Annotated in this window: 19 protein-coding genes and 1 pseudogene; 10 read left to right on the forward strand and 10 right to left on the reverse strand. The window is 61.9% G+C overall.

Annotation, left to right across the window (positions count from 1 at the left end; genetic code table 11):
- Nucleotides 1-30 precede the first annotated feature (30 nt).
- From PVV54_RS10470 to PVV54_RS10480, 3 genes are all read left to right on the forward strand, one after another.
- Nucleotides 31-741: a YebC/PmpR family DNA-binding transcriptional regulator gene (locus PVV54_RS10470; RefSeq protein WP_274909850.1), complete on the forward strand. Its 711-nt coding sequence runs from the start codon at nucleotides 31-33 to the stop codon at nucleotides 739-741.
- A gap of 128 nt (nucleotides 742-869) precedes the next feature.
- Nucleotides 870-1,814 (forward strand): LysR family transcriptional regulator, encoded by a 945-nt coding sequence (locus PVV54_RS10475; RefSeq protein ID WP_274909851.1) that lies wholly within the window; start codon nucleotides 870-872, stop codon nucleotides 1,812-1,814.
- A gap of 78 nt (nucleotides 1,815-1,892) precedes the next feature.
- Nucleotides 1,893-3,305 carry a DOPA decarboxylase gene (locus PVV54_RS10480; RefSeq protein WP_274909852.1) on the forward strand — a complete coding sequence of 471 codons (1,413 nt, stop codon included), beginning with the start codon at nucleotides 1,893-1,895 and terminating at the stop codon, nucleotides 3,303-3,305.
- Nucleotides 3,306-3,410: 105 nt separating this feature from the next.
- Here the strand turns inward: PVV54_RS10480 and PVV54_RS10485 are convergent, their stop codons facing one another.
- Nucleotides 3,411-4,784, reverse strand: a complete 1,374-nt coding sequence (locus tag PVV54_RS10485) for an MFS transporter (RefSeq protein WP_274909853.1) — start codon at nucleotides 4,782-4,784, stop codon at nucleotides 3,411-3,413.
- Nucleotides 4,785-5,191: 407 nt separating this feature from the next.
- Between PVV54_RS10485 and quiC the strand changes: the two genes are divergently transcribed.
- Entirely contained in the window at nucleotides 5,192-7,099 is a 1,908-nt protein-coding gene (gene quiC, locus PVV54_RS10490) for a 3-dehydroshikimate dehydratase QuiC (RefSeq protein WP_274909854.1), read from the forward strand.
- A gap of 268 nt (nucleotides 7,100-7,367) precedes the next feature.
- The gene (locus tag PVV54_RS10495; protein ID WP_274909855.1) at nucleotides 7,368-8,039 is read left to right on the forward strand and encodes a TetR/AcrR family transcriptional regulator; all 672 of its coding nucleotides are present in this window, start codon (nucleotides 7,368-7,370) and stop codon (nucleotides 8,037-8,039) included.
- A 7-nt stretch (nucleotides 8,040-8,046) separates the two neighbouring features.
- Here PVV54_RS10495 and PVV54_RS10500 read toward each other — a convergent pair whose 3' ends face one another.
- On the reverse strand, nucleotides 8,047-9,054 hold the full coding sequence (locus tag PVV54_RS10500; protein WP_274909856.1) for a GlxA family transcriptional regulator: 1,008 nt from the start codon (nucleotides 9,052-9,054) through the stop codon (nucleotides 8,047-8,049).
- 177 nt (nucleotides 9,055-9,231) lie between these two features.
- Here PVV54_RS10500 and PVV54_RS10505 point away from each other — a divergent pair, with 177 nt between their 5' ends.
- Nucleotides 9,232-9,444: a PLDc N-terminal domain-containing protein gene (locus tag PVV54_RS10505; protein WP_274909857.1), complete on the forward strand. Its 213-nt coding sequence runs from the start codon at nucleotides 9,232-9,234 to the stop codon at nucleotides 9,442-9,444.
- A 49-nt stretch (nucleotides 9,445-9,493) separates the two neighbouring features.
- Here PVV54_RS10505 and PVV54_RS10510 read toward each other — a convergent pair whose 3' ends face one another.
- On the reverse strand, nucleotides 9,494-9,811 hold the full coding sequence (locus tag PVV54_RS10510) for a hypothetical protein (protein WP_274909858.1): 318 nt from the start codon (nucleotides 9,809-9,811) through the stop codon (nucleotides 9,494-9,496).
- A gap of 182 nt (nucleotides 9,812-9,993) precedes the next feature.
- On the opposite strand from PVV54_RS10510, the gene PVV54_RS10515 reads away from it, so the two are divergent.
- Entirely contained in the window at nucleotides 9,994-10,488 is a 495-nt protein-coding gene (locus PVV54_RS10515; protein ID WP_274909859.1) for a GNAT family N-acetyltransferase, read from the forward strand.
- A gap of 135 nt (nucleotides 10,489-10,623) precedes the next feature.
- Nucleotides 10,624-12,714 (forward strand): putative bifunctional diguanylate cyclase/phosphodiesterase, encoded by a 2,091-nt coding sequence (locus tag PVV54_RS10520; protein WP_274909860.1) that lies wholly within the window; start codon nucleotides 10,624-10,626, stop codon nucleotides 12,712-12,714.
- A 48-nt stretch (nucleotides 12,715-12,762) separates the two neighbouring features.
- On the opposite strand, the gene PVV54_RS10525 is transcribed toward PVV54_RS10520, so the two are convergent.
- A complete protein-coding gene (locus tag PVV54_RS10525; RefSeq protein ID WP_274909861.1) occupies nucleotides 12,763-13,590 on the reverse strand; it encodes an aldo/keto reductase in 828 nt (275 codons plus the stop codon).
- A 228-nt stretch (nucleotides 13,591-13,818) separates the two neighbouring features.
- On the opposite strand from PVV54_RS10525, the gene PVV54_RS10530 reads away from it, so the two are divergent.
- On the forward strand, nucleotides 13,819-14,697 hold the full coding sequence (locus PVV54_RS10530) for a DMT family transporter (protein ID WP_274909862.1): 879 nt from the start codon (nucleotides 13,819-13,821) through the stop codon (nucleotides 14,695-14,697).
- Between the two features lie 4 nt (nucleotides 14,698-14,701).
- Here PVV54_RS10530 and PVV54_RS10535 read toward each other — a convergent pair whose 3' ends face one another.
- The 6 genes and pseudogenes from PVV54_RS10535 to PVV54_RS10560 form a co-directional block, all read right to left on the reverse strand.
- A complete protein-coding gene (locus PVV54_RS10535; protein WP_274909863.1) occupies nucleotides 14,702-15,589 on the reverse strand; it encodes a DUF6708 domain-containing protein in 888 nt (295 codons plus the stop codon).
- Between the two features lie 382 nt (nucleotides 15,590-15,971).
- Nucleotides 15,972-16,973 (reverse strand): annotated as a pseudogene (locus tag PVV54_RS10540) (toxin VasX); the annotation flags it as partial.
- The gene (locus PVV54_RS10545) at nucleotides 16,970-17,863 is read right to left on the reverse strand and encodes a DUF6708 domain-containing protein (RefSeq protein ID WP_274909864.1); all 894 of its coding nucleotides are present in this window, start codon (nucleotides 17,861-17,863) and stop codon (nucleotides 16,970-16,972) included. The gene PVV54_RS10545 and the pseudogene PVV54_RS10540, both read right to left, overlap by 4 nt.
- Nucleotides 17,863-20,856: a T6SS effector BTH_I2691 family protein gene (locus PVV54_RS10550; RefSeq protein ID WP_274909865.1), complete on the reverse strand. Its 2,994-nt coding sequence runs from the start codon at nucleotides 20,854-20,856 to the stop codon at nucleotides 17,863-17,865. The genes PVV54_RS10545 and PVV54_RS10550 overlap by 1 nt, the downstream gene beginning before the upstream one ends.
- 145 nt (nucleotides 20,857-21,001) lie before the next feature.
- Nucleotides 21,002-21,589, reverse strand: coding sequence for a hypothetical protein (locus PVV54_RS10555; RefSeq protein ID WP_274909866.1), 588 nt, complete (start codon nucleotides 21,587-21,589; stop codon nucleotides 21,002-21,004).
- A gap of 113 nt (nucleotides 21,590-21,702) precedes the next feature.
- A complete protein-coding gene (locus PVV54_RS10560; protein ID WP_274909867.1) occupies nucleotides 21,703-22,611 on the reverse strand; it encodes a LysR family transcriptional regulator in 909 nt (302 codons plus the stop codon).
- 330 nt (nucleotides 22,612-22,941) lie between these two features.
- Here PVV54_RS10560 and katG point away from each other — a divergent pair, with 330 nt between their 5' ends.
- Nucleotides 22,942-25,197 carry a catalase/peroxidase HPI gene (gene katG / locus PVV54_RS10565; RefSeq protein WP_274909868.1) on the forward strand — a complete coding sequence of 752 codons (2,256 nt, stop codon included), beginning with the start codon at nucleotides 22,942-22,944 and terminating at the stop codon, nucleotides 25,195-25,197.
- The last annotated feature ends 96 nt before the right edge of the window (nucleotides 25,198-25,293 follow it).

A 25,293-nucleotide genomic window follows, 5' to 3' on the forward strand; every position in this document is an offset into this window, starting at 1 on the left:
GAACCGGCCGCTGAAACAAAGAGAGTCGACATGGGCGCACAGTGGAAAGCCAAACATAGAGAAACAGCTGCCAATGCCAAGGGCAAGATCATGGGCAAGCTGTCCAAGGAAATCCAGATCGCGGCCAAGTCGGGTGCCGACCCCGACATGAACCCGCGTCTGCGCCTGGCCATCGTGCAGGCCAAAAAGGCCTCGATGACCCGCGAGACTCTGGACCGGGCCATCCGCAAGGGTGCCGGCCTGGACGGCGATGCCGTGCAGTACCACGCGGTGAGCTACGAAGGTTTCGCGCCACACCAGGTGCCGCTGATCGTCGAGTGCCTGACCGACAACGTGAACCGTACCGTTGCGCAAATCCGCGTACTGTTCCGCAAGGGCCAGCTGGGCGCCAGTGGCTCGGTGGCCTGGGACTTCAACCATGTGGGCCTGATCGAAGCCACCCCGGAAGGCGATGCCGACCCGGAGATGGCGGCCATTGAAGCCGGTGCCCAGGACTTTGCAGAAGGCGAAGAAGAGGGTTCGACCCTGTTCATCACCGACACCACCGACCTGGACGCCGTGCAGAAGGCGTTGCCTGAGCAAGGCTTCACCGTGACTTCGGCGAAGATCGGTTACACCCCGAAAAACCCGGTGAGCGCTGCCAGCCTGAGCGCCGAGGCGCTGGCCGAGGTTGAAGCGTTCCTGGAAGCGATCGACGAGAACGATGACGTGCAGAACGTGTACGTGGGGCTGACGGCCTAAAAGCGGGGCCGCTTTGCGGCCCATCGCGGCTGAAGCCGCTCCTACAGGGGAGTGTGTTCTTCTGTAGGAGCGGATTTATCCGCGAAACGAGGGCAAAGCCCTCGCCAGCCATCCGGAGCCGTACGCCAATGCCCCCCACCTTCGCCTCCCTCAGCCTGGCCCACCTGCGCACCCTCGATCACCTCCTGCACCTGAAAAACCTCAGCCACGCCGCCGAACGCCTGGGTGTCAGCCAATCCGCCCTGAGCCGCCAACTTGCCCATTTGCGCGAGGCCTTTGACGACCCGTTGCTGGTACGCCAAGGCCGCGGCTACGTGCTCAGCGAGCACGCCGAAGCCCTGATTGAGCCCCTGCGCCAGGTACTCGAAGAACTCCAGGCCTTGCGCCAACCCGCCGTATTCGACCCGGCCCGCTGCGAGCGGCGCTTCTGCATTGCAGCCTCGGACTACGTGGCCGAGCACATGCTGCCACTGCTGGTGGCGGCGCTGGAGCAGGAGGCACCGGGCGTTGCCATCGACTACCGCACCTGGCAGGCGGGCCAGTACGCCATGCTGGCCAGTGGCGAGATCGACCTGGCCACCACCTTGTTCGACGAGTCCCCGCCCAACCTGCATGGGCGCCTGCTGGGGGAAGACCGGGCGGTGTGCCTGATGCAAGGCGCACACCCGTTGACGGCCCGTGAAACCTTGAGCCAGGACGATTATCTGGGCTTCAAGCATGTGCGTATTTCCGGGGGCGGCGACAAGGACAGCTTCATCGACCGCCACCTGCGCGCCCAGGGCCTGCAGCGGCGGGTCAGCCTTGAGGTGCCGTTTTTTTCGGCGACCGTGCAGGTAATCGGCAACAGCCAAGCGTTGGCCACCGTGCCCGAGCACATTGCCCGGCAGTTGAGCCGCTTGCATGGCCTGGCGTGGCGGCCTCTGGGCTTTGTCGAGCATACCCAGCGCTATTGGGTGGTGTGGCACCAGCGGTTGCAGGCGTCGGCGGAGCATCGCTGGCTGCGCAACCGGGTGTTCGAGTTGTGGCGCCAGTCGCAGTTCGGGGTGCAGGGCGGGGCTGCGCAGTTGCCATAGCAGGTATGCGTCAGGCGGGGTTATTCGCTTGGGGATTGGCGCTTAGACTGGCCACAGACAATCGCCAGGAGCCTGCCCGTGACCCCCGAACAATTCCGCCAGTACGGCCACCAACTGATCGACCTCATCGCCGACTACCGGCAAACCGTAGGCGAGCGCCCGGTCATGGCCCAGGTCGAGCCCGGCTACCTCAAGGCGGCTTTGCCCGATGCGGCCCCTCAACAAGGCGAGCCGTTCGAAGCCATCCTTGAAGACGTCAACCAACTCGTCATGCCTGGGCTGTCGCACTGGCAACACCCGGATTTCTATGGCTACTTCCCCTCCAACGGTACCTTGTCGTCGGTGCTGGGCGATTTTCTCAGCACCGGCCTGGGCGTGCTGGGGCTGTCCTGGCAGTCCAGCCCGGCGCTGAGCGAGCTGGAAGAAACCACACTGGACTGGCTGCGCCAGCTGCTCGGCCTGTCGGGCCAGTGGAGCGGGGTGATCCAGGACACTGCTTCCACCAGTACCCTGGTGGCGCTGATCAGCGCCCGCGAGCGCACCACTGATTACGCCTTGGTGCGCGGCGGCCTGCAGGCCGAGGCCAAGCCGCTGATCGTGTATGTCAGCGCGCATGCGCACAGTTCGGTGGACAAGGCCGCGCTGCTGGCCGGTTTTGGCCGCGCCAACATTCGCCTGATCGCCACTGACGCACAGTTCGCCATGTGCCCTGAAGCGTTGCAGGCAGCCATCGAGCAGGATCTGGCCGCCGGTAACCAGCCTTGTGCGGTTGTTGCCACCACCGGCACCACCGCAACCACTGCCCTCGACCCGCTGCGCCGGATCGGTGAAATCGCCCAGGCCAACCAGTTGTGGCTGCACGTCGACTCGGCCATGGCCGGTTCGGCGATGATCCTGCCGGAATGCCGCTGGATGTGGGACGGTATCGAGTTGGCCGATTCGGTGGTAGTCAATGCGCACAAGTGGCTGGGCGTGGCGTTCGATTGTTCGATCTACTACGTGCGTGATCCGCAGCATCTGATACGGGTGATGAGCACCAACCCGAGCTACTTGCAGTCGTCGGTGGATGGTGAGGTGAAGAACCTGCGTGACTGGGGTATCCCGCTGGGGCGCAGGTTCCGGGCGTTGAAGCTGTGGTTCATGATGCGCAGCGAGGGGGTAGAGGCGTTGCAGCAGCGTTTGCGGCGTGACCTGGACAATGCGCGGTGGTTGGCTGAACAGGTTGAGGCGACGGATGAGTGGGTGCTGCTGGCGCCGGTGCAGTTGCAGACCTTGTGTATTCAGCATCGGCCGGCCGGGCTGGAAGGGGAGGCGCTGGATGTGCACACCAAGGCTTGGGCTGAACGGTTGAATGCGTCGGGGGCGGCGTACGTGACGCCGGCGGTGCTGGAAGGGCGGTGGATGGTGCGGGTGTCGGTGGGGGCGTTGCCGACTGAGCGGGAGCATGTGGAGAGGCTTTGGTTGAATTTGCGAGAAGTGGTTCAAGGCTGAAACTGCTGGGGCCGCTTTGCGGCCCATCGCGGATAAATCCGCTCCTACAGGGGTTGTAGGAGCGGATTTATCCGCGATGGGCTGCAAAGCAGCCCCAACGTTCTATCAGTGGCTCACCGCCTGAAAGCTCCCCTTGCGGCTGGCTTCATAGGCTTCCTTCTCCATCGGCGTGGCCTGCGGGTTGCCCAGGTCTTCCATCGCCAGACGATGGGTTTCCGGTGCGATGTAGGCCGCCAGCGCACAGATGCAGGTGATGAAGAACGCCAGCCCGCCGACCACCAGCGGAATGTTGTCCGAACCCGGCGGCGCCACCAGGGCGAACAGCGCAGGCAGCATGGCGGTCAGCATGGTGCCGATGTTCTGCGCGATGGCCATGGCCGAAACGCGGTAGCGGGTGTGGAACAGCTCAGGGTAGAAGCTTGGGAACACTGCGTTGTAACCCTGATACACCAAGCCCCACATCACGATCGAAGCGGTGAAGGCCAACGGCACGCTCTGGATGCTGATGGCATACAGGTAAACGAAGGCCAGCAGGCCCGAGCCCAGGCAACCGGCAATCATGGTCGGCCGGCGGCCGATCTTGTCGGACAGGTTACCCACGAACGGGATCACCAGCACCGCGACGATGTTGCCCACCACCGGGATCCACAGGTACACGCTCTTGTCGAAACCAATGCCGTAGGCCGGTTGCACCGCGTAGGCCGCGCCGAACACGGTGGCCACCACCGGGATCACGTTCATCAGGGCCATGAACATCACCAGCACCATGTGCTTCCAGCTGTGACGGAAAGCTTCGGTGATTGGCGATTTGGCGACTTTGTCCTGCTTCTCTTCCTTCACGAAGGCAGGGGTTTCATGCACTTCCTTGCGGATGATGAAGCCGGCCAGCAACACGAACGCGCTCAGCAGGAACGGAATCCTCCAGCCCCACTCGTTGAACGCTTCACTTGGCATGAAGTAGGCCAGTGGCAGGAACACGGCGGCTGCCAGTACCTGGCCGGCCTGCACACCCTGCAGGGTAAAGCTGGCGTAGTAGCCGCGCCGGCCGAACGGCGCATGCTCCATGATCATCGAACTGGCACCGGAAATTTCACCGGCCACCGCAAAGCCTTGTACCAGGCGCAACAGCACCAACAGCGCCGGCGCAAGCATGCCGATGTCGTGGTAGGTGGGCAGCAGGCCAACGGCCATGGTCGACAGGCCCATCAGGAACATGCACAGCAGCAGTACGTTCTTGCGCCCACGGGTATCACCCCAGTGGCCGAGTACGAAGGCGCCCACCGGGCGGGCCAGGTAGCCGACACCATAGGTGGCCAGCGAAGCGATGATGGCCATTTTCGGGTCGGTGTTGGGGAAGAAGATCTGCGGGAAAATCAGCGCAGCAGCCTGGGCATAGATGAAAAAGTCGTAGTACTCGAGTGCCGAGCCTACCCATCCGCTGGCGGTCGCTTTCTTGGCTTGAGAGCTGGAGTGGGCCATCGTTGTCTCCGTTATTTTTGTGGGTGACCGCGCAGCAGGCAGCGTCAGCTGACGGCCGGTGGCGGTGACTGTCTGGAGTGGCTGTTGGTTTACGGGGCGATTGATCGCAGGCGGGGCCTGCAAAGGGAGAACGAACGAGCAGGTGCGGGTCGCAAGGCGATGGAAGTGTGCATAGGTCAGTACCGGGTTTATTGAACTTATTATTTGGGTGACGCTGGTGATTCCATGGTTGCCCACGGTTGGCAGTGAATCAATTCGCCGAAAACGGTTTTGTTCGATAATCGAACGCAAAACTAACCATTTCGTACAAAGAGATTGATAGCGCGACTTTACCTGCGAATAATCGACTGTGCCAAGAAGTCTGAAATACCGTTGCCCCGTAGCCCCCAATAACAAGGAACTCCACCATGCAGCGTTCAATAGCCACCGTATCCTTGAGCGGGACCCTGCCGGAAAAGCTCGAAGCCATTGCCGCCGCCGGCTTCGACGGTGTCGAAATCTTCGAAAACGATTTGCTCTATTACGCCGGTAGCCCACGCGAAGTGCGGCAGATGTGCGCCGATTTGGGTCTGGCCATCACCCTGTTCCAGCCGTTTCGCGATTTTGAAGGCTGCCGCCGCGACCGCTTGCAGAAAAACATCGACCGCGCTGAGCGCAAGTTCGACCTGATGCAGGAACTGGGCACCGACCTGGTGCTGGTATGCAGCAACGTGCAGGCCGATGCGCTGGGTGATGAGCAGCTGCTGGTGGACGACCTGCGCTTGCTGGGTGAACACGCTGGCAAACGTGGCCTGCGTATCGGCTACGAAGCGCTGGCCTGGGGCCGCCACGTCAACACCTATCAGCAGGTGTGGAACCTGGTACGCCAGGCCGACCACCCGGCGCTGGGGGTGATTCTCGACAGTTTCCACACCTTGTCGCTCAAAGGTGACCCGGCGGCGATCCGCGATATCCCGGGCGACAAGATCTTCTTCGTGCAAATGGCCGATGCGCCGATCCTGAACATGGACGTGCTGGAGTGGAGCCGCCACTTCCGCTGCTTCCCGGGGCAGGGCGAAATGGACCTGGCCGGTTTCCTCGCACCGATCCTGGCCACGGGCTACCGCGGCCCGCTGTCGCTGGAAATCTTCAACGACGGCTTCCGCGCGGCGCCACCCCGGCAAAACGCCGCTGACGGCCTGCGCTCGCTGCTGTACCTCGAAGAACAAACGCGCCTGCGCCTGGAGCAAGAAGGCACTGCCATCGAGCCGGGCGTGCTGTTTACCCCGCCGGCCGCCAGTGCATACGAAGGCGTGGAGTTTCTCGAGTTCGCCGTGGACGAAGCCGTAGGCGCACGCCTGGGCAGTTGGCTCAAGCGCCTGGGCTTTGCCGAAGCCGGCAAGCACCGCAGCAAGGACGTACGCCTGCTGCGCCAGAACGATATCAATATCGTGCTCAACGCCGAACCTTATTCCTTCGGCCACAACTTCTTCGAGGCCCACGGCCCGTCGCTGTGCGCCACGGCCCTGCGCGTCAAGGACGAACACGCGGCCTTGCAGCGGGCCACCGACTTCCGTGGCCAGCCGTTCCGCGGCCTGGTCGGCCCCAACGAATGCGAAGTACCGGCCGTACGCGCCCCGGACGGCAGCCTGATCTACCTGGTGGAGCAGGGCAAGGAAGGCCCGTCGCTGTACGACACCGACTTCCGCCTGGACGCGGCCGCTGCTGCCACTGGCGGGCTGCAACGCATCGACCACATGGCGCTGGCACTGCCAGCCGAGTCGCTGGACAGCTGGGTGCTGTTCTACAAGAGCCTGTTCGACTTTGCCGCCGATGATGAAGTGGTGCTGCCCGACCCCTACGGCCTGGTCAAGAGCCGCGCTCTGCGCAGCCAATGCGGCAGCCTGCGCTTGCCGCTGAACATCTCGGAAAACCGCAACACCGCCATTGCCCACGCGCTTTCCAGCTACCGCGGTTCAGGCGTTCACCACATCGCCTTCGATTGTGCGGACATCTTCAAAGAAGTGGCCAGGGCCAAGGAATCCGGCGTACCCCTGCTGGAAATTCCTTTGAACTACTACGACGACCTCGCGGCGCGGTTCGATTTCAACGACGAGTTCCTGAGCGAGTTGGCGTACTACAACGTGCTGTATGACCGCGATGCCCAGGGCGGCGAGCTGTTCCACGTGTACACCGAGCCGTTCGAAGAGCGTTTCTTCTTCGAGATCATCCAGCGCAAGGGTGGCTATGCCGGATACGGCGCGGCGAACGTGGCCGTGCGTCTGGCGGCGATGGCCAAGCGCCGCAGTGGGGCGGTGCGCAAGCCGGTGTTGTAGCTGCGGCTGCAAGTGTGCCGCGTCTCTTGTAGGAGCGGATTTATCCGCGAAGCAAGCGACGCGGTGCCTGGCACCGGCTTCGCCGGTGTTCGCGGCTAAAGCCGCTCCTACAGTGATCGCGCCGGCTTTTAGTTTTTATGCAATACAGTTGCTTCCACAAGTTGTTCAAGGTGAGTGAGAGTACCTGCGATCTAACAGCCTGCTTCCCTGCACAGCCCCGCTCACGGATAATCCCTCACTTATTCCAATAAACAGCCTGTGAGTGGGTATGAGCAATCCCGTAGTCAGCCTCGGCCAGCCTGAAACCGAAGGGGTGCGCAAGTCGCGCAAGAACAACCCCGAAAAAACCCGTGAGGACATCCTTCAGGCCGCCATCAACGAGTTCGTCCAGCAGGGCCTGGCCGGCGCGCGGGTGGACGCCATTGCCGAGCGCACCGCCACCTCCAAACGCATGATCTACTACTACTTCGGCAGCAAGGAGCAGCTGTACGTCGAGTGCCTGGTCAAGTTGTACGGCGACATCCGCAAGACCGAGCAGAGCCTGGACCTGGGCTCGCTGCCCCCCGAACAGGCCATCTGCCGCCTTACCGAGTTCACATTCGACCACCACGACCGCAATGTCGATTTCGTGCGCATGGTTTGCACAGAGAACATTCATTACGGCGAATACGTGAAAAAATCGCCGGAAATTCGCCAAATGAGCAGTCTGGTGCTGCAGGCGCTGGGCAGTACGTTGCAGCGCGGCGTGGCCGAGGGCGTGTTCCGCCCCGGCATCGAGGTCATCGATTTGCACATGCTGATGAGTTCGTTCTGCTTCTACCGGGTGTCCAACCGCCATACCTTTGGCGACATCTTCGAGATCGACCTCTCGGACGAGCAAATCAAGCAGCGCCACAAGGCCATGATCTGCGACGTGGTCATGCGCTATATCCGCGCCTGAGCCGCCATCACTCGCCCAGCCGTTGCTCACGCGACGGCGGGTAGCCGAAGTAAGCCGCGTAGCACTTGCTGAAGTGCGACACCGAAACGAAGCCGCACGCCACCGCCACTTCCATCACCGACAGGTCGGAATACTGCAGCAGGCGGCGGCTCTTGGTGATGCGTAGCTCCATGTAGTAGCGGCGTGGCGAGGTGCCCAGTTGTGCCTGAAATAGCCGGTCGATCTGCCGACGCGAGCGGCCGCTGTAAGCGGCGAGCTGGTCGAGGCTGAGGGTTTCTTCCAGGTTGTTTTCCATCAGTTCGACGATGGTGCGCAGGTGCAGGCTCATGGATTTCTTGGCGCCGGGCCCGACCTGGCGATAGCGCGCGCCGGAAAACGACAGGATTTCCTCCACACCTTCGGCCAACCCGTCGCCATACAACCTGCGCACCAGGCCGAGCATCAATTCCATGGCACCGTTGGGGCTGGCGGCAGTGAGGCGGTCGCGGTCCAGGGTGAAGCTGGCCGGGGTGATGCGCGTTTGCGGGCTGCGCTCGGACAGGCTGGCACGCTGCTCGGGGTGAATGCTGCAGCCGTAGTCATCCAGCACCCCGGCGCGGCCCAGAAACCAGGCGCCGTTCCACAGGCCGCCCAGGGCCTTGTCCTGGCTCGCGCAGTCGTCCAGCAGCCGGTCCAGTTCAGGGTACTTGAGCGGCGTACGCAGGCCGCCGCAGATCACCAGCAGGTCCAGTTGCTTCAGTTCATCAGCCGCCAGTTCGTTGGCCACCAGCTCCAGGCCCAGATCGCTCAACACTCGGTCACCGTCCAGCGATAACGGGGTAAAGCAGAAGCTGTCGGCGCGCAGCAGGTTGGCTGTTACCAGTACGTCCATGGCCACCGTGAAACTGGCCATCGAGAAATGCTCCAGCAACACGAAATCCACCCGATACGGCGCCTGGGCGCTGCCCGTGGCGGACTTCAGGCGCAGCATGTTGCTGGTGCTGGTCTTTTTGCTGAACTGGCGTGGGGTGGGCACTCTGGACTCCGCTTCCTGGCTGGCCTGCAGAGTGTGGCGGGTGCCCGTGGGAAAGACAATCGTCCCGGTGTGCGTGTCGTATTCAAGGTCGTGTTGAGGCAACTTCGAAAGGCAATCCAACTGAACCCTCGCCATTTCCCGTAACCCAACCCAGTACATGCCAACGGGAGAGTACTCATGGAAATCGGAACGATCTGGATCATGGTGGCGGCGGTGATCATTGTGCTGGAGATCTTCGCCATCTGGCACATCATCGGCAGCGACCGGCGCGCCGAACGCAAGATGCTGTGGGTCGTCTTCGTGGTGTATGCGCCGTTTCCGGGTTTGCTGTTCTGGGCCTGGCGCGGGCCGCGGGCAGTGAAGGGCAGGGCTGTGTTGCAGGAGAAATGAGGGCCAGGACATCAGGCGCTGGATGGCGCCTGATGTGTTTCAGCGGGGCTCAGGGCACGATGCTGAAGTTGATGGCTGGCCCGAGCCCGTCCACCATCAGGCTGCCGTGAAAGCGCACGCGCGTCAGCACCTGCAGTTCCTTGAACAGTTTGTGGACTTGCCCGCGTATTTCCTGTTCGGCCTCGCTGATGCGCTCGGCCATGCGGGTGTGGAACAGCGGAATCTCGCCCAGCAACGTGGTTTCGATGTGGTGGATGGTGCTCCAGCCGATGTCGCGCATGTACAGGCGGGCTTTGGCGGCAGCGTCTTCATCTTCGGCGGTGCGCGGGGTGATGGTGTAGGCCAGTTGGAAGTTGTGCATGGTCATGGGTATCTCCTTGATGAACGCAGGATTGCGGTGACCGGCCTCCGTGCCGTGGCGCACAATCTAACGCGCAATTCGTGCCAGGGAAACATACGCGTAGTTCAAATTTCACATCGCAATTTAGGAAATTTCCTACACGTTCAACGCAAAGAAATTAGAATCAAAATTTGCCCCGAGCTGCCCTCATGTTGCCCATCGAACTACTCCCGACCACCGTCGATCACGCTGACCTGATCCGTAACCTGTATCAGTTCTATGCCTATGAGTCGTCCGACTGGGAGCAGGAGGATGTTGAGGTGGATGGGCGCTTCTACATCCACGAGGCGCATTTGCAGCGGTACTGGCAAGCCGAAGGCTGGAGCGCCAACCTGGTACTGGCGGACGGCTTCATCGCCGGGTTCGTGTTGATTGAACAAAGCGAACTGCCGGGGATGCACGCTGCCGAGTTGGCGGACCTGTTCATTCTCAAGCGATACCGGCGCCAGGGCATCGGCCGTGCCGTGGCGCAACAGATACTCTGCAGCCCGGGCGACTGGCTATTGCGGTGCCACGTGCTGGACCCGATTGCGGTGGCATTTTGCAGGGCCGTGGTGGCAGACCTGCCGCGCCCGGCCCGGCAAATTGCCCTTGCCGATGATCCCGACCTGTTGAACTTCAACATAACCTCAGCCCTGCACTGATGTTTGCTTGGCAAAATTATGTGAGCCACTTCACAAAATTTACCCAAGCGGCATAATGCCAGCACCTTGATTCAAGACCCGGCCGCCCTGGCTCGGGGTTCTTATTCGTGCACATCGCAGGTTCGGGTAAAACTCATGTCGCTAGTTGCAAGCCCAGACATCATGTACCGGCTGTTGATCCAGAGCGTGGTGGATTACGCCATCTACATGCTCACCCCCAACGGCATTGTTGCCAACTGGAACCCGGGTGCCCAACGGGCCAAGGGCTATGTGGCCGACGAAATTGTCGGCAAACACTACTCGCTGTTCTACAGCGAGGCTGAACGCGAGGCTGGCATTCCCGACCAGAACCTGCGCCAGGCATTGGACACCGGGCGCTTCGAAGAGATCGGCCTGCGCCTGCGCAAGGACGGCACGGCGTTCCATGCCCACGTGGTGATTGATGCCGTGCGTGATGACAGTGGCCAGTTGGTGGGGTTCGCCAAGGTTACCCGTGACATTTCCCAACGTCGGCAGCAGGAGATGGAGTTGCTGCAGGCCAAGGAACTGGCCGAGCAGTACAGCCAGGAAATGACCAAACTGTCGCAGTTTCTCGACTCGGTCATTGCCAACATCCCCGCCAGCGTCATCGTTCAGGACTTGGAGAGCCAGCGCATTCTGCTGGCCAACCAGCAGGCTGAGCGGCTGTTCGGTGGCCGTGGCAGCATGCTCGGCCATTTGCCCACCGAATGCATGGCACCGGCCGCGGCCGATTACCTGGAGCAGCAATTCAGCCGTGGCGCCCGCAGCAGCAAAGGCTTCGCTGCCGAAACACGGGTCGACACGCTGCGCGGCCCACGGACCTTGCGCAGCCGCACTCTGCTCAGCCAGAACCGCGAAGGGCAGGCTGATTACCTGCTGTTCGTCGCTGAAGATGCCACCGAGGAGTTGGCCGCCCATGCGCAGATCCACCACATGGCGCACCACGATGCGCTGACCGGCCTGCCCAACCGCACCCTGTTCAACGAACGCCTGAAACAGGCGCTGGTGCGTGCGGACGACAACGACAAGCTCACCGCCGCCTTGTGCCTGGACCTGGACAACTTCAAGAACATCAACGACTCCCTGGGCCACGCCTTTGGTGACAAATTGCTGCGTGCCCTGGGTAAGCGCCTGCGCCGCGAGTTGCGCGAGCACGACACGCTTGCCCGCCTGGGCGGCGACGAGTTCGCGGTGGTGCTTACCGGCCTGGAAAGCCGTGAGGCGGCGTGCAATACCGCCCAACGCCTGATAGACGCAATTTGCCCACCGTTCCAGATCGAGGGGCATCAATTCACCGTGGGCGTGAGCATCGGCATTGCCATCGCCCCCGATGACAACGAACAGGCCGAGCAACTGCTCGGTTATGCCGACATGGCCCTGTACGAAGCCAAGCGCAACGGCCGCAACCGTTACGAATGCTTCCACCTGGAACTGGATGTGGCCGCACGCCAGCGCCGCCTGGTGGAAACCGACCTGCGCACAGCGTTGCACCTGGGCCAACTGCACCTGCACTACCAACCGGTGGTGGACCAGCAAACCAGCAGCGTCACCGGGTACGAAGCGTTGCTGCGCTGGGAGCACCCGACCCGTGGCATGGTCATGCCCATGGACTTCATCCCCATCGCCGAAGAAACCGGGCTGATTCACGAGCTTGGCACCCGCGCGCTGAACCTGGCCTGCCAGGAAGCCGCCAGCTGGGACAGTGAGCAGACGGTGTCGGTCAACCTGTCGCCGGTGCAATTCAAGAACGCCAACCTGGTGCAGGTCGTCGCCCTGGCGCTGTCCGACTCCGGGCTGCCACCACGGCGCCTGGAGCTGGAAATCACCGAGTCGGTGCTGCTCGGCAACAGCGAGGAAAACGTGCGCATCCTGCGGGCGCTCAAGGACCTGGGCGTCTCGATCTCGCTGGATGACTTTGGCACCGGCTATTCGTCACTGGGCTACCTGCGTTCGTTCCCGTTCGACCGGATCAAGATCGACAAGTCATTCGTGCACGACATGTGCGACAGCCGCGAAGCGATGTCGATCATCCGCGCGATCACCGAGCTGTCCAACAGCCTGATGATCAAGACCACGGCAGAAGGGGTGGAGTCCGAAGAGCAGATGAAACGCCTGGCGGCTGAAGGGTGCTCGCACTTCCAGGGGTACCTGTACGGGCGCCCGGCGCCAGCGAGCGAGCGCTTGAAGCAGGTGACAGTAGCCTAGTGGCAGGGCCTCTTCGCCGGAGCGCCCGCGAAGAGGCCTGCCATGCCTTCAGTTGGTCCAGTCTGGCGCAAACTCCGGATTGACCACCCGCCGATCTTTGGGCAACCCGGCAATCAACGCCCGGTCCTGATCGTCCAGCCGCACGTCCAGCGCCGCCAGGTTGGCCAACTGGTTCGCCCGGCTGCTGGCCTTGGGAATCACTGCCACGCCGTCCTGATCCAGCAGCCATTTCAACGCCACCTGGCTTGGCAGCACGCCGTGTTTGTGCGCAATCTGCTGAATCACTGGCTGCTCAGCCGCCTGGCCACGGGCCAGCGGTGTATAGGCCGTGAGCAGCAAATCGTGCTGGCGGGCGTAGTCGAGCAGCGGTTGCTGGCCAAGCAACACGTGGTACTCCACCTGCACGGCAGACAAGGGCGCGCTGAGGTCTTCGATCACCCGGCGCAGCAGGCCCAGGGGGAAGTTGGCCACCCCGATGTTGCGCGCCTTGCCTTCGTCACGCAGCGCAACCAAGGTTTCGATACTGCGCGCCAAGTCCCAGTCAGCGCCACCTGGCCAATGAATGTGGAACAGGTCGACCTGCTCGGTGCCCAGTGCACGCAGGCTGTCTTCGAGGGACTGGCGCATGGCCTCGGGCGTCAGGCGGTCCCACCACACTTTGGTGGTCAGGTGGATCTGCTCTCGCGGCACGCTGCTGTCACGCAGGGCCTGGCCGACTGCTGCTTCGTTGTTGTAGGCGGTGGCTGTATCGATGTGGCGATAACCCAGTTCCAACGCCTGAAGAACCGCCTGTGTGCACTCGGCACCGGTCATGGGCCAGGTTCCCAGGCCGATGCTGGGCAAGGAAAGGCCGTTGCGGGTGGTGAGCCGTTGCATGAAAACTCCTTGTACGGGTTTGGGGTGCCTGGCCGATGGTGCGCGTTTCACCTCGCGCGAGCCATGCGCAGCGCGTGAAAAGTGGTCGATCAGCGAACGGAAAGCGAAATGCCCTACACAAGACGAGTGAATGATCTTCCTTAAGTTGTCGTATCTCTTCTAGAATTCGCTCTGTCGCACCTGCCTTCCCCTGGCGCAGCATTCAGCCGCGCCGCCGCCGAGAACGCCATGAGTTCCAGTACACCGTTATCCGGAGTCAACCAACCCTTGCGCGGCATCGCTCTGGTGGTGGTGGCAACGTTTCTGTTTGCCAGCCACGATGCCCTGTCCAAATTCCTTGGTGGCCTGTACCCGATCATCATGGTGGTGTGGGCACGCTACCTGGTGCATACCCTGCTGATGGCGGGCATCTTCCTGCCCAAGGCCGGCCTGAATGTGTTGCGTACACGTCGCCCGGTGTTGCAGACGCTGCGGGCACTGAGCCTGCTCAGCACCAGCCTGCTGTTCACCACCGGCCTGCAGTATTTGCCTTTGGCGGAGGCCACTGCCGTCAACTTCCTTGCTCCGGTGCTGGTCACGGCGCTGTCAGCGCCGCTGCTCAAGGAGCGCGTCACGGTCGGCCAGTGGGTGGCGGTGGTACTGGGCTTTATCGGCGTGCTGGTGGTGGTGCACCCAGGCGGTGCCATGTTCACGCCTGCGATTCTCTACCCGTTTGGTTCAGCCCTGGGCTTTTGCTTCTACCAGTTGCTCACCCGCATTCTGGCCGCCCATGACAGCCCGACCACCAGCAACTTCTACGCCGGGTTGTGCAACACCTTGGTGATGAGCGCGTTGGTGCCGTTCTTCTGGGAAGTGCCGCGCTGGGACCACGCCTTGCTGATGCTGGCGCTGGGTGGTTTTGGCATGAGCGCACACCTACTGCTGACCCAGGCATTCCGGCATGCGGCGCCCGCGTTGTTGGCGCCGTTCAGCTATTGCCAAATCGTGTTTGCCGGGTTGTTGGGGGCAGTGATTTACAGCCAGGTGCCGGACCGCTCGAGTTTGCTGGGAATCGGGATCATCTGCCTGAGCGGGCTGGGCGCGGCCTGGATGCAGCGTAAGAAATAAGTGTTCACCGACGTTTTCTCTTTTTTGCGGGCATGGGCGCTTCTTCAAATGCCTCCGGCGGCGGCGGTGCCGCGCGTACGTTGAAGGTGCGACAGATCACGTACCAGCACAGGGCCACGGTGAGGTTGTAGGGGAACAGCACGGCCCAGAAGGGCAATTGCCAGTTCTTCTTGCCCTGCATTTCACCGGGTTCGCCGGTACGCCACGGGGCGTAGTGGCGCCAGGCTTCAGCGGGGGGGAGGCAGATGGCGTGCCAGGGTTTGTGCCACCAATTGGGTTCGCCGGGCGGGGGGAGCTTGTCGGGGCCGTGGTCCATGAAATGGCGCAGGTATTCCCAGACTTCGGCGACGTGTTTCACGCTGGCATCGGTGGGCTCGTTGCTGTCTATCCAGAAGCCGTCTTTCAGATGGAGGGTGCCGTCGGCGCGGTAGGGGGCGAGGGCAAGGGCGTGGCTGGTGCTGAAGGAGGCGCCGCCGAATTCGGTACGGCTGAAGAGGCCGCCGGCCATGGTGGGCCAGTCTAATGTGAGTAACTTGTCTGAATGCTGGCAGTAGATTTTTTTTGTGAGGCGGTTGAAATAGATGCTGGATAGGTTCTTGATGAAATAAATTCGGTAAATTAAGAACGGTGCAAAGGTAAGTGGAAGCAATAACCTAATCACTAGTCCTTCATAGTCACCGTTGAATGGTGCTTGCAGGGTGATTAGTTCAGGGTATGTAAGTGCGGCCATTGTCGCAATCATGGCTGTGTATATTTTTCCCATGAATACTGAGTCAATTGCCCACGGGTTGTGTAAGCTTAGTACGTGATTTGAGATTTTTTTTAGCTGGCCTCCAATGGCTGGTTTAATTCGACTGTCGTGATGAGCGTTGAATAGCCATATTGTAGGCATGAGACTACCTCTCAAGCTTAAATTGTTTGTTGATTTTTATGTCGTCAAGCGAGCCTTGGTTGGCTTGGTATGTTATGTCCAGTATCAATTTCTTATACGTGTTGGCATCGATTTTGATGTTTATGACGAGACCGAAGGGTGTGGTATGGCAATGAGGCGTGAAGCTGATTGAAGTGGGGTGCTCGTCTTGACTGCCATCTCTTAAGGTGGCAGACCACTCACTTTGACCAATAATGAAGTCTCGCAGAATGATCGTGAACTCTGCTGTGCTCCGGGGTAGCTCTTTTTGTTGCGTGGTTTTGTTCCAGTGTGGATTAGGCCGTGACGCACCTTGCTTCCAAGCACTTTCAAGTTTTCCTACGCCTAGGGCTTCAGCCTGATCGGCTGAGATCAGGGTGCCGACCGAATCGGCCTTGTCGCGGAACGGGTTGAACGGGGCCAGGGCCACGTACAGCGGGCTGTCGTGCTGGTCCAGCCATTGCTCCAGGCGTTTAAACCTGCGGTCCTGGTCTTCGGTGCCGGGCGTCGGCTGGCCCATCGGGTGAATCAGCAGGGCCAGGGCAACTTCCAGCCCGCGGGCAGAGAGGCGTTCGTCGCGGTCATAGCAAGCCAGTGCGGCGGCCAGGCTGTAAGGGTTGTCGATTTGGCTGGACTCGGCGGTGGCCAGCCAGGTGTCGTGGTCGTGGCTGGCCTGCAGGGCCCGTTCGCGGTGGGCGGTGATACGTTCCTCCAGCTGGTCGCGTTCGGCCAGAAACTGCAGGTACTTTTCGCGGTCGATGCGCTGCCCCAGGCGGGCGCCGTTCGGGGAGTAACGTTCGTGGGTGAGGGCGTCGTAGCGGGCAGCGGAATCGGACAGCGCCGGCCCTTTGCGCTCCAAACCCAGCCGGAATGCGGCCAGTTGCAGGTTGTCGACATCGTTCGGGTAGAGGCTTTGCAGGGTCTTGTCGAGCAGCATGGCCACCAGGTTGCGGTGGTGAAAGTCCCGGCTCTCGGCGCTCAGCTGCTCGGCATCGAGCCGGAAGCAGGCCGGTATTCGCTGGTGCTCCGGGGCTTCGGCGGGCCTCAGGTGGGGCAGGGGTTGCCTGGGCAGCAGGTCGCGCAGCTCCTTGTACAGGCCGGCGCCGTCGTACTCGTGGATGACCAGTTTCTGGCCCGAACGGCCCTTCATGAACACGTAGACGTAGCCAGGGCGCAGGGCACGCAGGGTGTAGGCCGAATGCTGCAGGGCCGGGAAGCCGTGTTCGAGGTTGAAGCCGGCGTCGGCATAGCGGTAGGCGGGGGCATCGGCACTGCGCGGGACGATGGCGTAGCGCACGGGCAGGATGGGGATGCGCGGAGTGCAGGGTGGGCCGGAGACGGCGCGGCTGACGGTGGCTTCATTCATTTGCGCTTTCCTTTGCGGAGCTGAGCAGGGGCTTGCTCGAAGGCTTCGGGCGGCGCAGGTGCAGGGCGTACGTTGAAGGTGCGACAGATCACGTACCAGCACAGGGCTACGGTGAGGTTGTAGGGGAACAGCACGGCCCAGAAGGGCAGTTGCCAGTTTTTCTTGCCCTGCATTTCACCGGGTTCGCCGGTGCGCCACGGGGCGTAGTGGCGCCAGGCTTCGGCGGGGGTGAGGCAGATGGCGTGCAGGGGTTTGTGCCACCAGTTGGGTTCGCCGGGCGGGGGGAGCTTGTCGGGGCCGTGGTCCATGAAATGGCGCAGGTATTCCCAGACTTCGGCGACGTGTTTCACACTGGAATCGGTGGGTTCGTTGCTGTCGACCCAGAGGCAGTCTTTTTGGTGGAGGGTGCCGTCGGTGCGGCGGGGGGCGAAGGCGAGGGCGTAGCTGGTGCTGAAAGATGAGCCGCCGAACTCGGTGCGTTTGAATACCCCGCCACAGACATTGTTCCAGTCGAACATGAAAAGTTTTTTGCTGCGTTGGTAGTAGATTTTTTCGGAACTGCGATTAAAGTAAAATCCGGACAACCGCTTTATAAAGTAAATCCTATATACCAGAAAGGGAGCGAAAATTAATGGGGCAAGTGCCGTTCCGGCTATGAGCGCGGGATTGAAGGTATAAGGATCCCAAGCCTGCTCAGATAGCAGAAATGGATACAACCCTGCGGCGGATACGATGATGGCCGCGCTATGCAACTTCGCCATGAACACAGCGTCTGTTATCCAAGGGTTGCGCAGGCACAGTATAATTTTGGATGAACTGGTTACCTGTCCTTTGATTGCAGGTTCATGTCCAGAGTGAGAGTGAGCGCTGAATAACCACGTAGTAGCCATTATTGGCGCTCCAGACGAAACGTCAAGGTGACTTCTTTATCTTCAGCCAAGCCTTGGTTGGGTTTGTAGGCAAGATGGAGTGAAGCATGATTTTGACCGGAGATTGTATTCTGAATGTGCAGGATTAGACCGCCCCCTACGATATAAACTTCAGGCGCTATTGAATGAGTAGTCAGCCCTTGGTCTTTATTTTCACTGCTTAAGCTTCCTGACCATTCGCTAGTCCCTAGAATAAAGCTGGGCAGGAATACAGTGAATTCTGCTGTTTCCTGAGGGGTGGGTACTTCGTTGTGTGTTATGGCTGTCCAGCTTGGTGGCGACCAGGCACTGTTTCTGTGCCACTGGGTATCTGTACCGCCAACACCGAGAGATTGTGCTTGCTCAGATGTTAATAATTTAGGCGCGTAATGTTCGTCATGCCAGGCTTCGAGCTCAGCGAGTGGTGTAGAAAATTTAGGCAGTCGCTTTTTATGGTCCAAGGCAATGCCAGAACGAATTTCGCCATCGTTTTTGCGGTTTCCAAACTGGCTACGTGCAGCCCATAATTCGATGGGGGAATGCAGATGTTCATATGCCTTGGCATGTAAATAAAGTCCGCCTGCCATGATGGCTGCCCCGAATAGGAGTAACGCAGCTGCAGCCCAACCGGCGAAGGGAACTACTGACGTTACGCCAGCAATAGCCAACCCTGCCTCAAGTGCAACAACCGAGCCTGCGGCTACTGTAATGCCACCGGCAAATGTATATGTCGCGGCATCAGCGCCGCCGTTATTGTTTTGGCGCCACGCCTTTGCGCTGTCTGAAACAAGCCCCATTATTACTGCGGGATATCCCGTGAGGCGCGCAAACAAATTACTCCCTAGGAACTTGACCAACCCATTGCCAAACGCCATCCCCGGCAAGGTACTGCTCAACTTCAAGATCAACGCTTTCTGCGTCGCTCGAACACTGACCAAGGTCGCCGCCGCCGCGCCGATTACGCCAAAGATTGAAGCCGCAAACCCGGTCGTGTATTCCGGCATGTTGCTTTTCTGCAGGCTGTTGTAGGCATTTTGCAGCGCCACCACATTGAACCAGAGCATGCCCGTGTTCAAAGCCCCGCCGCCGTTGGAGGTGAGCAAGCCGAGAAACGTGGGCTTGGCCCGCGCCGTCGTGGTCATTTCCAGCGTTACGGTCCGGCTGCCTGAGATACGCAGTTGCTTCATCTCCTCAACCTGCGCCATCCCCTGCTTCAAATACCGCTCCACCTCCTGGCTAAACGGATTCTCCCGAATCGCCTGATCGGTAATCTGGTACCTAGCCCCCAATAACCCCAGCGCCTTCTCGGCATTGGCTTCCTGCGATGCTGCCATCACCTGCTGGCGCAAACTGCGGCTGGCATCCCAGCGCGTTTGCCCGCGCATGCGCTTGAGCACCACCGCATGCACCGACTGGGCGGTGAGGTCGGTGATGCCAGCAATCGCCGGAAACCGTCCCGCCAACCCTTCGATCACGTTGTCGCCGCCGCCGAGCAGGGTGCCGACCGAATCGGCCTTGTCGCGGAACGGGTTGAACGGCGCCAGGGCCACGTACAGCGGGCTGTCGTGCTGGTCCAGCCACTGCTCCAGGCGTTTAAACCTGCGGTCCTGGTCTTCGGTGCCGGGCGTCGGCTGGCCCATCGGGTGAATCAGCAGGGCCAGGGCAACTTCCAGCCCGCGGGCAGAGAGGCGTTCGTCGCGGTCATAGCAAGCCAGTGCGGCGGCCAGGCTGTAAGGGTTGTCGATTTGGCCGGACTCGGCGGTGGCCAGCCAGGTGTCGTGGTCGTGGCTGGCCTGCAGGGCCCGTTCGCGGTGGGCGGTGATACGTTCCTCCAGCTGGTCGCGTTCGGCCAGAAACTGCAGGTACTTTTCGCGGTCGATGCGCTGCCCCAGGCGGGCGCCGTTCGGGGAGTAACGTTCGTGGGTGAGGGCGTCGTAGCGGGCAGCGGAATCGGACAGCGCCGGCCCTTTGCGCTCCAGGCCCAGCCGGAATGCGGCCAGTTGCAGGTTGTCGACATCGTTCGGGTAGAGGCTTTGCAGGGTCTTGTCGAGCAGCATGGCCACCAGGTTGCGGTGGTGAAAGTCCCGGCTCTCGGCGCTCAGCTGCTCGGCATCGAGCCGGAAGCAGGCCGGTATTCGCTGGTGCTCCGGGGCTTCGGCGGGCCTCAGGTGGGGCAGGGGTTGCCTGGGCAGCAGGTCGCGCAGTTGATGCTGGTAGGCGGCCACCGACAGGCTCAGGTCCAGCGCCATGCCTTCGGCGTCGGCCAGGGCGACTACCGCCGGCACCTTGGGCTGGGCACCGGGGTAATGGCGGGCGGTGCCGAGCAGCCCGCCGAGGGGCAGGGTGCTGTTGAAGGCGTGGCTGCTCCAGGTCAGGGGCATCTGCTGGTCGGTGGGTTTGTAGTCTTCGACCCAGGTTTGCAGGGCGCTGACTGGCAACACGTGGGGTTGGGTGGACGGGGCCTGGTTGCCGTTGATGAGTTCGGCCATGTCCAACTGGCGCATGTGCCGCTGGCGCTGGGCCACCGAACCGGTGATGCGGGTGGTGACGGCGTTGCTCCACAGGTGCGGGCTGTAGGCAATCCACACTTCCCTGGCGGTGTCCTGGCAGGTGTCGGCCCAGACCCAGCGCATGCTGCGGCTGGCGCGCATGCAGTCGCGGCGGTGGTAGTGCTCCAGGCAGCGGTAGCGCAGCTCCTTGTACAGGCCGGCGCCGTCGTACTCGTGGATGACCAGTTTCTGGCCCGAACGGCCCTTCATGAACACGTAGACGTAGCCAGGGCGTAGGGCACGCAGGGTGTAGGCCGAATGCTGCAGGCCCGGGAAGCCGTGTTCGAGGTTGAAGCCGGCGTCGGCATAGCGGTAGGCCGGGGCGTCGGCACTGCGCGGGACGATGGCATAGCGCACGGGCAGGATGGGGATGCGCGGGGTGCAGGGCGGGCCGGAGACGGCGCGGCTGACGGTGGCTTCATGCATGGGCGTTCCTTACCTGTGTTCGGCTTTTTATCGAGCCATGAACACTAGCGAGGAACAGCGTGCTAGAGGGTTTTTGAGCGTCTGAAAATGCTGTAGGAAGAATCCATGAGATGTCTTCTGATTGTATGAATTGACACGCCAGCCGTCAGGCGCGGCCCTGCAGCAGGGCTTTCAGCGAGGCATCAAAATCCCGCAAGGCATCCGCCTGCACCGCGCGCTCATCGTCCTCGACCTGAGCCACATCGCCGAGCGCCTTGTGCGCCCGCCCTTCGGCACGGCCGATGTAGGTCATTTGTTCATCGAAAAAGCGTGCCACCACCCGGCTCTCGATGTCGGCGCTGGCCAGGCGGCTTTCGGTATCGAGCAGCACGATCACGTCCGGCTGGTCGGCGAGCAGGGTGTCCAGGTCTTCGTAGAACGTGACTTCGGCAAATTCCTGAGCCAGTGAGCGGGCCAGCCAGTCATACGCCTGGCTGCCGCCGTTGAGGGTGGCCACAGGCACGCCTTGAGCGCGGGCGTTTCCGGCAGTTTCACCACGGTGCTGCTGCAGGTAAGCCAGGGTGGTTTCGGCGTTGCGGCCCAACAGCACCGCTACACGCTGCCCCGGTGCCAGCGCCACATTGGAAATGGCCGTGGCGCTGTAAAAGTGCCCGTAAGGTTGTGCACCGCCAGTGGCCGCTGGCGAAGCGCAACCACCGAGGGCGGCGAACAGGGCGAACAGAGCTGCAAGCATGCCGGTTTTCATGGGTGAGGCCTCGTCGATCAGTGAATGCCGCCATCTTCCGCCTGGGCTGCCCCTTGCGGAACTTGATGGCATTCATGGTGGTTATCGACGAAGTCGATGCATCACGCCGGGCTGGCCATGAACTGCAGGATGCGTTCGCGCAACCAGCGTTCGGCCGGGTCGCAGTCCTGGGCACCGCTCCAGACCATCGACAGTTCTGCCTCGGTGATGTCAAACGGTGCCGGGTCTGCACGCAGGCTGCCGTCATCGGCCAGGGCGCAGGCGGCGTAGTCCGGCACGGTGGCGATCATTTCGGTGTTGCGCAGCAACGCGCGCAGGCTGCCGAACTGCGGCACCGCCAGCACCACCTTGCGGCTGCGGCCGATACGCGCCAGGTCGAGGTCGATGTTGCCGCTCATGTCGCCGGAGAACGACACCATCACATGGGGCCTGGCGCAGTATTCGTCCAGGGTCAGCGGGCCGGGGCGGTCATCGGCGCGCAGCACCCGCACGCCGATGTTGCGCAACTTGCGGCGTTTGGCAGTGGCAGGCAGGTCGGTGGTGTAGCTCACGCCCACCGAGATTTCGCCGCTGGCCAGCAGGCTGGGCATCAGCAGGAAGTTGGCGCGGCGCACCACCACGCTGATCTGCGGCGCTTCTTCTTGCAGGGCTTGCAGCAGGGCGGGGAACAGGCCGAACTCGGCATCGTCCGACAAGCCCAGGCGGAACACGTTGCAGCTATTGGCCGGGTCGAACTCGCGGGCGCGGCTGATGGCGGCCGAGATCACGTCCATGGCCGGGCCGAGTTCGGCGAAGATCTGCATCGCCCGTGGGGTCGGCTCCATGGCGCGGCCACTGCGGATCAACAACGGGTCGTCGAACAATTCGCGCAGGCGGGCGAGGGCAGCGCTGACGGTGGACTGGGTGATGAACAGCTTTTCACCCACGCGGGTCAGGTTGCGTTCGATCATCAGGGCCTCGAACAGCACCAGCAGGTTCATGTCGACGCGGCGCAGGTCGTTGCGGTTCATTCAGGTCGGCTCGTTGGGTAAGGAATGGGCGGTGTATTGAAGCATGAGGGCAGGCGTTGTGCCTTGTAGGAATGTGCCCTGACAGAGCCAACCTATCACCCCGCTATAGCCACTCTATTAGAAACCTGCCGATGCTCGGCTAGTCTTCACTCTGGCCCCGCGTATCGGCGGTGTGGCAGCACCTGCGTGCAAGACCGCAATGCCGCGCCGTGACAGCTTCGCAAGCCCCGTGTAGACCTGATGAGGGGTAGGCATGAGCCCGTGTGCTCGGCTGAAAGAACACCTGGCATAGACCGGAAATCTGGATAACCGACCCAAAGGTAACAGCAGATGTCGAACGAATCGAAATGCCCGTTCCATCAAACCGCAGGTGGCGGCACCACCAACCGTGACTGGTGGCCTGACCAGCTCAATCTGAGGATTCTTCACCAACATTCGTCCAAGTCCAGCCCTGACCCGGACTTCGACTACGCCAAGGCGTTCAAGAGCCTGGACTTCCAGGCCTTGAAGCGTGACCTCACCGCCTTGATGACCGACTCGCAGGACTGGTGGCCCGCCGACTTCGGCCACTACGGCCCGCTGTTCATCCGCATGGCCTGGCACAGTGCCGGCACCTACCGCATTGGCGATGGCCGGGGCGGTGCAGGCTCCGGCCAGCAGCGCTTTGCCCCGCTCAACAGCTGGCCCGATAACGTCAGCCTCGACAAGGCCCGGCGCTTGCTGTGGCCGATCAAGCAAAAGTACGGCAACAAGATCTCCTGGGCCGACCTGATCGTGCTCACCGGCAACGTGGCGCTGGAGTCCATGGGCTTCAAGACCTTCGGTTTCTCCGGTGGCCGTGCCGATGTCTGGGAGCCGGACGAAGACGTGTACTGGGGCTCGGAAAAGGTCTGGCTGGGCGGCGACACCCGCTACGGCAAGGAGCAGGCCAAGGCGCAGCCGCCGGGCCAGGGCGACCTCGTGGCCGAACCCGCCAAGCATGGCGAGGAACAAAGCCGCAACCTGCCCCCCGAACGCAACCTGGAAAACCCGCTGGCCGCCGTGCAAATGGGCCTGATCTACGTAAACCCGGAAGGCCCGGAAGGCAACCCCGACCCGGTGGCCTCGGGCAAGGACATCCGTGACACCTTTGGCCGCATGGCCATGAACGATGAAGAAACCGTCGCCCTGATCGCCGGTGGCCACGCCTTCGGCAAAACCCACGGCGCAGGCCCTGCCGACAACGTCGGCCCCGAGCCGGAGGCTGCCGGGCTGGAGCTGCAGGGCTTTGGCTGGGCCAACAAGTTCGGCACCGGTAAAGGCGGCGACACCATCACCAGCGGCCTGGAAGTGACTTGGACCTCCACGCCGACCAAGTGGAGCAACGAGTACCTCAACAACCTGTTCAACTTCGAGTGGGAACTGACCAAAAGCCCGGCTGGCGCAAACCAGTGGCGGCCAAAAGAAGGCAAAGGCGCAGGCACCGTGCCGGATGCCCACGACCCGAGCAAGAAACACGCACCGTCCATGCTCACGTCTGACCTGGCGCTGCGTTTTGACCCGATCTACGAGCCGATCGCCCGGCGCTTCAAGGACAACCCCGACCAGCTCGCCGACGCCTTCGCCCGCGCCTGGTACAAGCTGATCCACCGTGACATGGGCCCGCTTGCACGTTACCTGGGCCCCGAAATGCCCAATGAAGAGCTGCTCTGGCAAGACCCGCTGCCCAAGGTCGACCACCCACTGGTGGGCGACCAGGACATCGCCGCACTCAAAGCCAAAGTGCTGGCCTCGGGCCTGAGCGTTGGCGAACTGGTGGCCACCGCTTGGGCGTCGGCCTCGACCTTCCGCGGCTCCGACAAACGTGGTGGCGCTAACGGTGCGCGCCTGCGCCTGGAGCCGCAAAAGTCATGGGTGGCGAACAAGGGCACAGACAAGGTTCTGGGCGCGCTTGAGAAGATCCAGGCCGAGTTCAACGCTGGCGGCAAGAAAATCTCCCTGGCCGACCTGATCGTGCTGGCCGGTACGGCCGCTGTCGAGAAAGCCGCCAAGGATGCCGGTTACAGCGGTACGGTGGCGTTCCACCCCGGGCGTACCGATGCTTCGCAGGCGCAAACAGACGTCGAATCGTTCGCGGTGCTGGAACCCTTGGCCGATGGCTTGCGCAACTTCACCAAGGCGCGCTACAGCGTCAAGGCCGAGAAGCTGCTGCTGGACAAAGCCCAACTGCTGACGCTAAGCGCCCCGGAGCTGACCGTGCTGATCGGCGGCCTGCGGGTACTGGGCGCCAACCATGATGGCAGCAAGCTCGGCGTGTTCACCGACAAGCCCGGCACCCTGAGCAACGACTTCTTCCGTAACCTGCTGGACATGGGCGTGGAATGGAAGCCGACCTCGGCCGACAACGAAACCTTCGAAGGCCGTGATCGCAAGACCGGGCAGGTGAAGTGGACAGGTAGCCGGGTGGACCTGGTGTTCGGCTCCCATGCCCAGTTGCGGGCGTTGAGCGAGGTGTATGGCAGCAGCGATGGCCAGGACAAGTTTGTCCGGGACTTCGTGGCGGCCTGGGTGAAAGTCATGGAGCTGGACCGGTTTGACCTGAAATAGCGTAATCGCAGGCGCACCCTCCTGTAGGAGCGGATTTATCCGCGATTCAGCCCACGCGGTTGATGGCACCGGCTTCGCCGGTGTTCGCGGCTAAAG

This window comes from Pseudomonas sp. PSKL.D1, assembly GCF_028898945.1.
GTDB lineage: Bacteria > Pseudomonadota > Gammaproteobacteria > Pseudomonadales > Pseudomonadaceae > Aquipseudomonas.

Coding starts and splice junctions, on each gene's coding strand:
- PVV54_RS10475 (WP_274909851.1), top strand. CDS start 870: ATGCCCCCCACCTTCGCCTCCCTCAGCCTGGCCCACCTGCGCACCCTC.
- PVV54_RS10510 (WP_274909858.1), bottom strand. CDS start 9,811: ATGACCATGCACAACTTCCAACTGGCCTACACCATCACCCCGCGCACC.
- PVV54_RS10535 (WP_274909863.1), bottom strand. CDS start 15,589: ATGCCTACAATATGGCTATTCAACGCTCATCACGACAGTCGAATTAAA.
- PVV54_RS10545 (WP_274909864.1), bottom strand. CDS start 17,863: ATGGCTACTACGTGGTTATTCAGCGCTCACTCTCACTCTGGACATGAA.
- PVV54_RS10560 (WP_274909867.1), bottom strand. CDS start 22,611: ATGAACCGCAACGACCTGCGCCGCGTCGACATGAACCTGCTGGTGCTG.
- quiC (WP_274909854.1), top strand. CDS start 5,192: ATGCAGCGTTCAATAGCCACCGTATCCTTGAGCGGGACCCTGCCGGAA.
- PVV54_RS10485 (WP_274909853.1), bottom strand. CDS start 4,784: ATGGCCCACTCCAGCTCTCAAGCCAAGAAAGCGACCGCCAGCGGATGG.
- PVV54_RS10525 (WP_274909861.1), bottom strand. CDS start 13,590: ATGCAACGGCTCACCACCCGCAACGGCCTTTCCTTGCCCAGCATCGGC.
- PVV54_RS10495 (WP_274909855.1), top strand. CDS start 7,368: ATGAGCAATCCCGTAGTCAGCCTCGGCCAGCCTGAAACCGAAGGGGTG.
- PVV54_RS10530 (WP_274909862.1), top strand. CDS start 13,819: ATGAGTTCCAGTACACCGTTATCCGGAGTCAACCAACCCTTGCGCGGC.
- PVV54_RS10520 (WP_274909860.1), top strand. CDS start 10,624: ATGTCGCTAGTTGCAAGCCCAGACATCATGTACCGGCTGTTGATCCAG.
- PVV54_RS10470 (WP_274909850.1), top strand. CDS start 31: ATGGGCGCACAGTGGAAAGCCAAACATAGAGAAACAGCTGCCAATGCC.
- PVV54_RS10550 (WP_274909865.1), bottom strand. CDS start 20,856: ATGCATGAAGCCACCGTCAGCCGCGCCGTCTCCGGCCCGCCCTGCACC.
- PVV54_RS10515 (WP_274909859.1), top strand. CDS start 9,994: ATGTTGCCCATCGAACTACTCCCGACCACCGTCGATCACGCTGACCTG.
- katG (WP_274909868.1), top strand. CDS start 22,942: ATGTCGAACGAATCGAAATGCCCGTTCCATCAAACCGCAGGTGGCGGC.
- PVV54_RS10505 (WP_274909857.1), top strand. CDS start 9,232: ATGGAAATCGGAACGATCTGGATCATGGTGGCGGCGGTGATCATTGTG.
- PVV54_RS10555 (WP_274909866.1), bottom strand. CDS start 21,589: ATGCTTGCAGCTCTGTTCGCCCTGTTCGCCGCCCTCGGTGGTTGCGCT.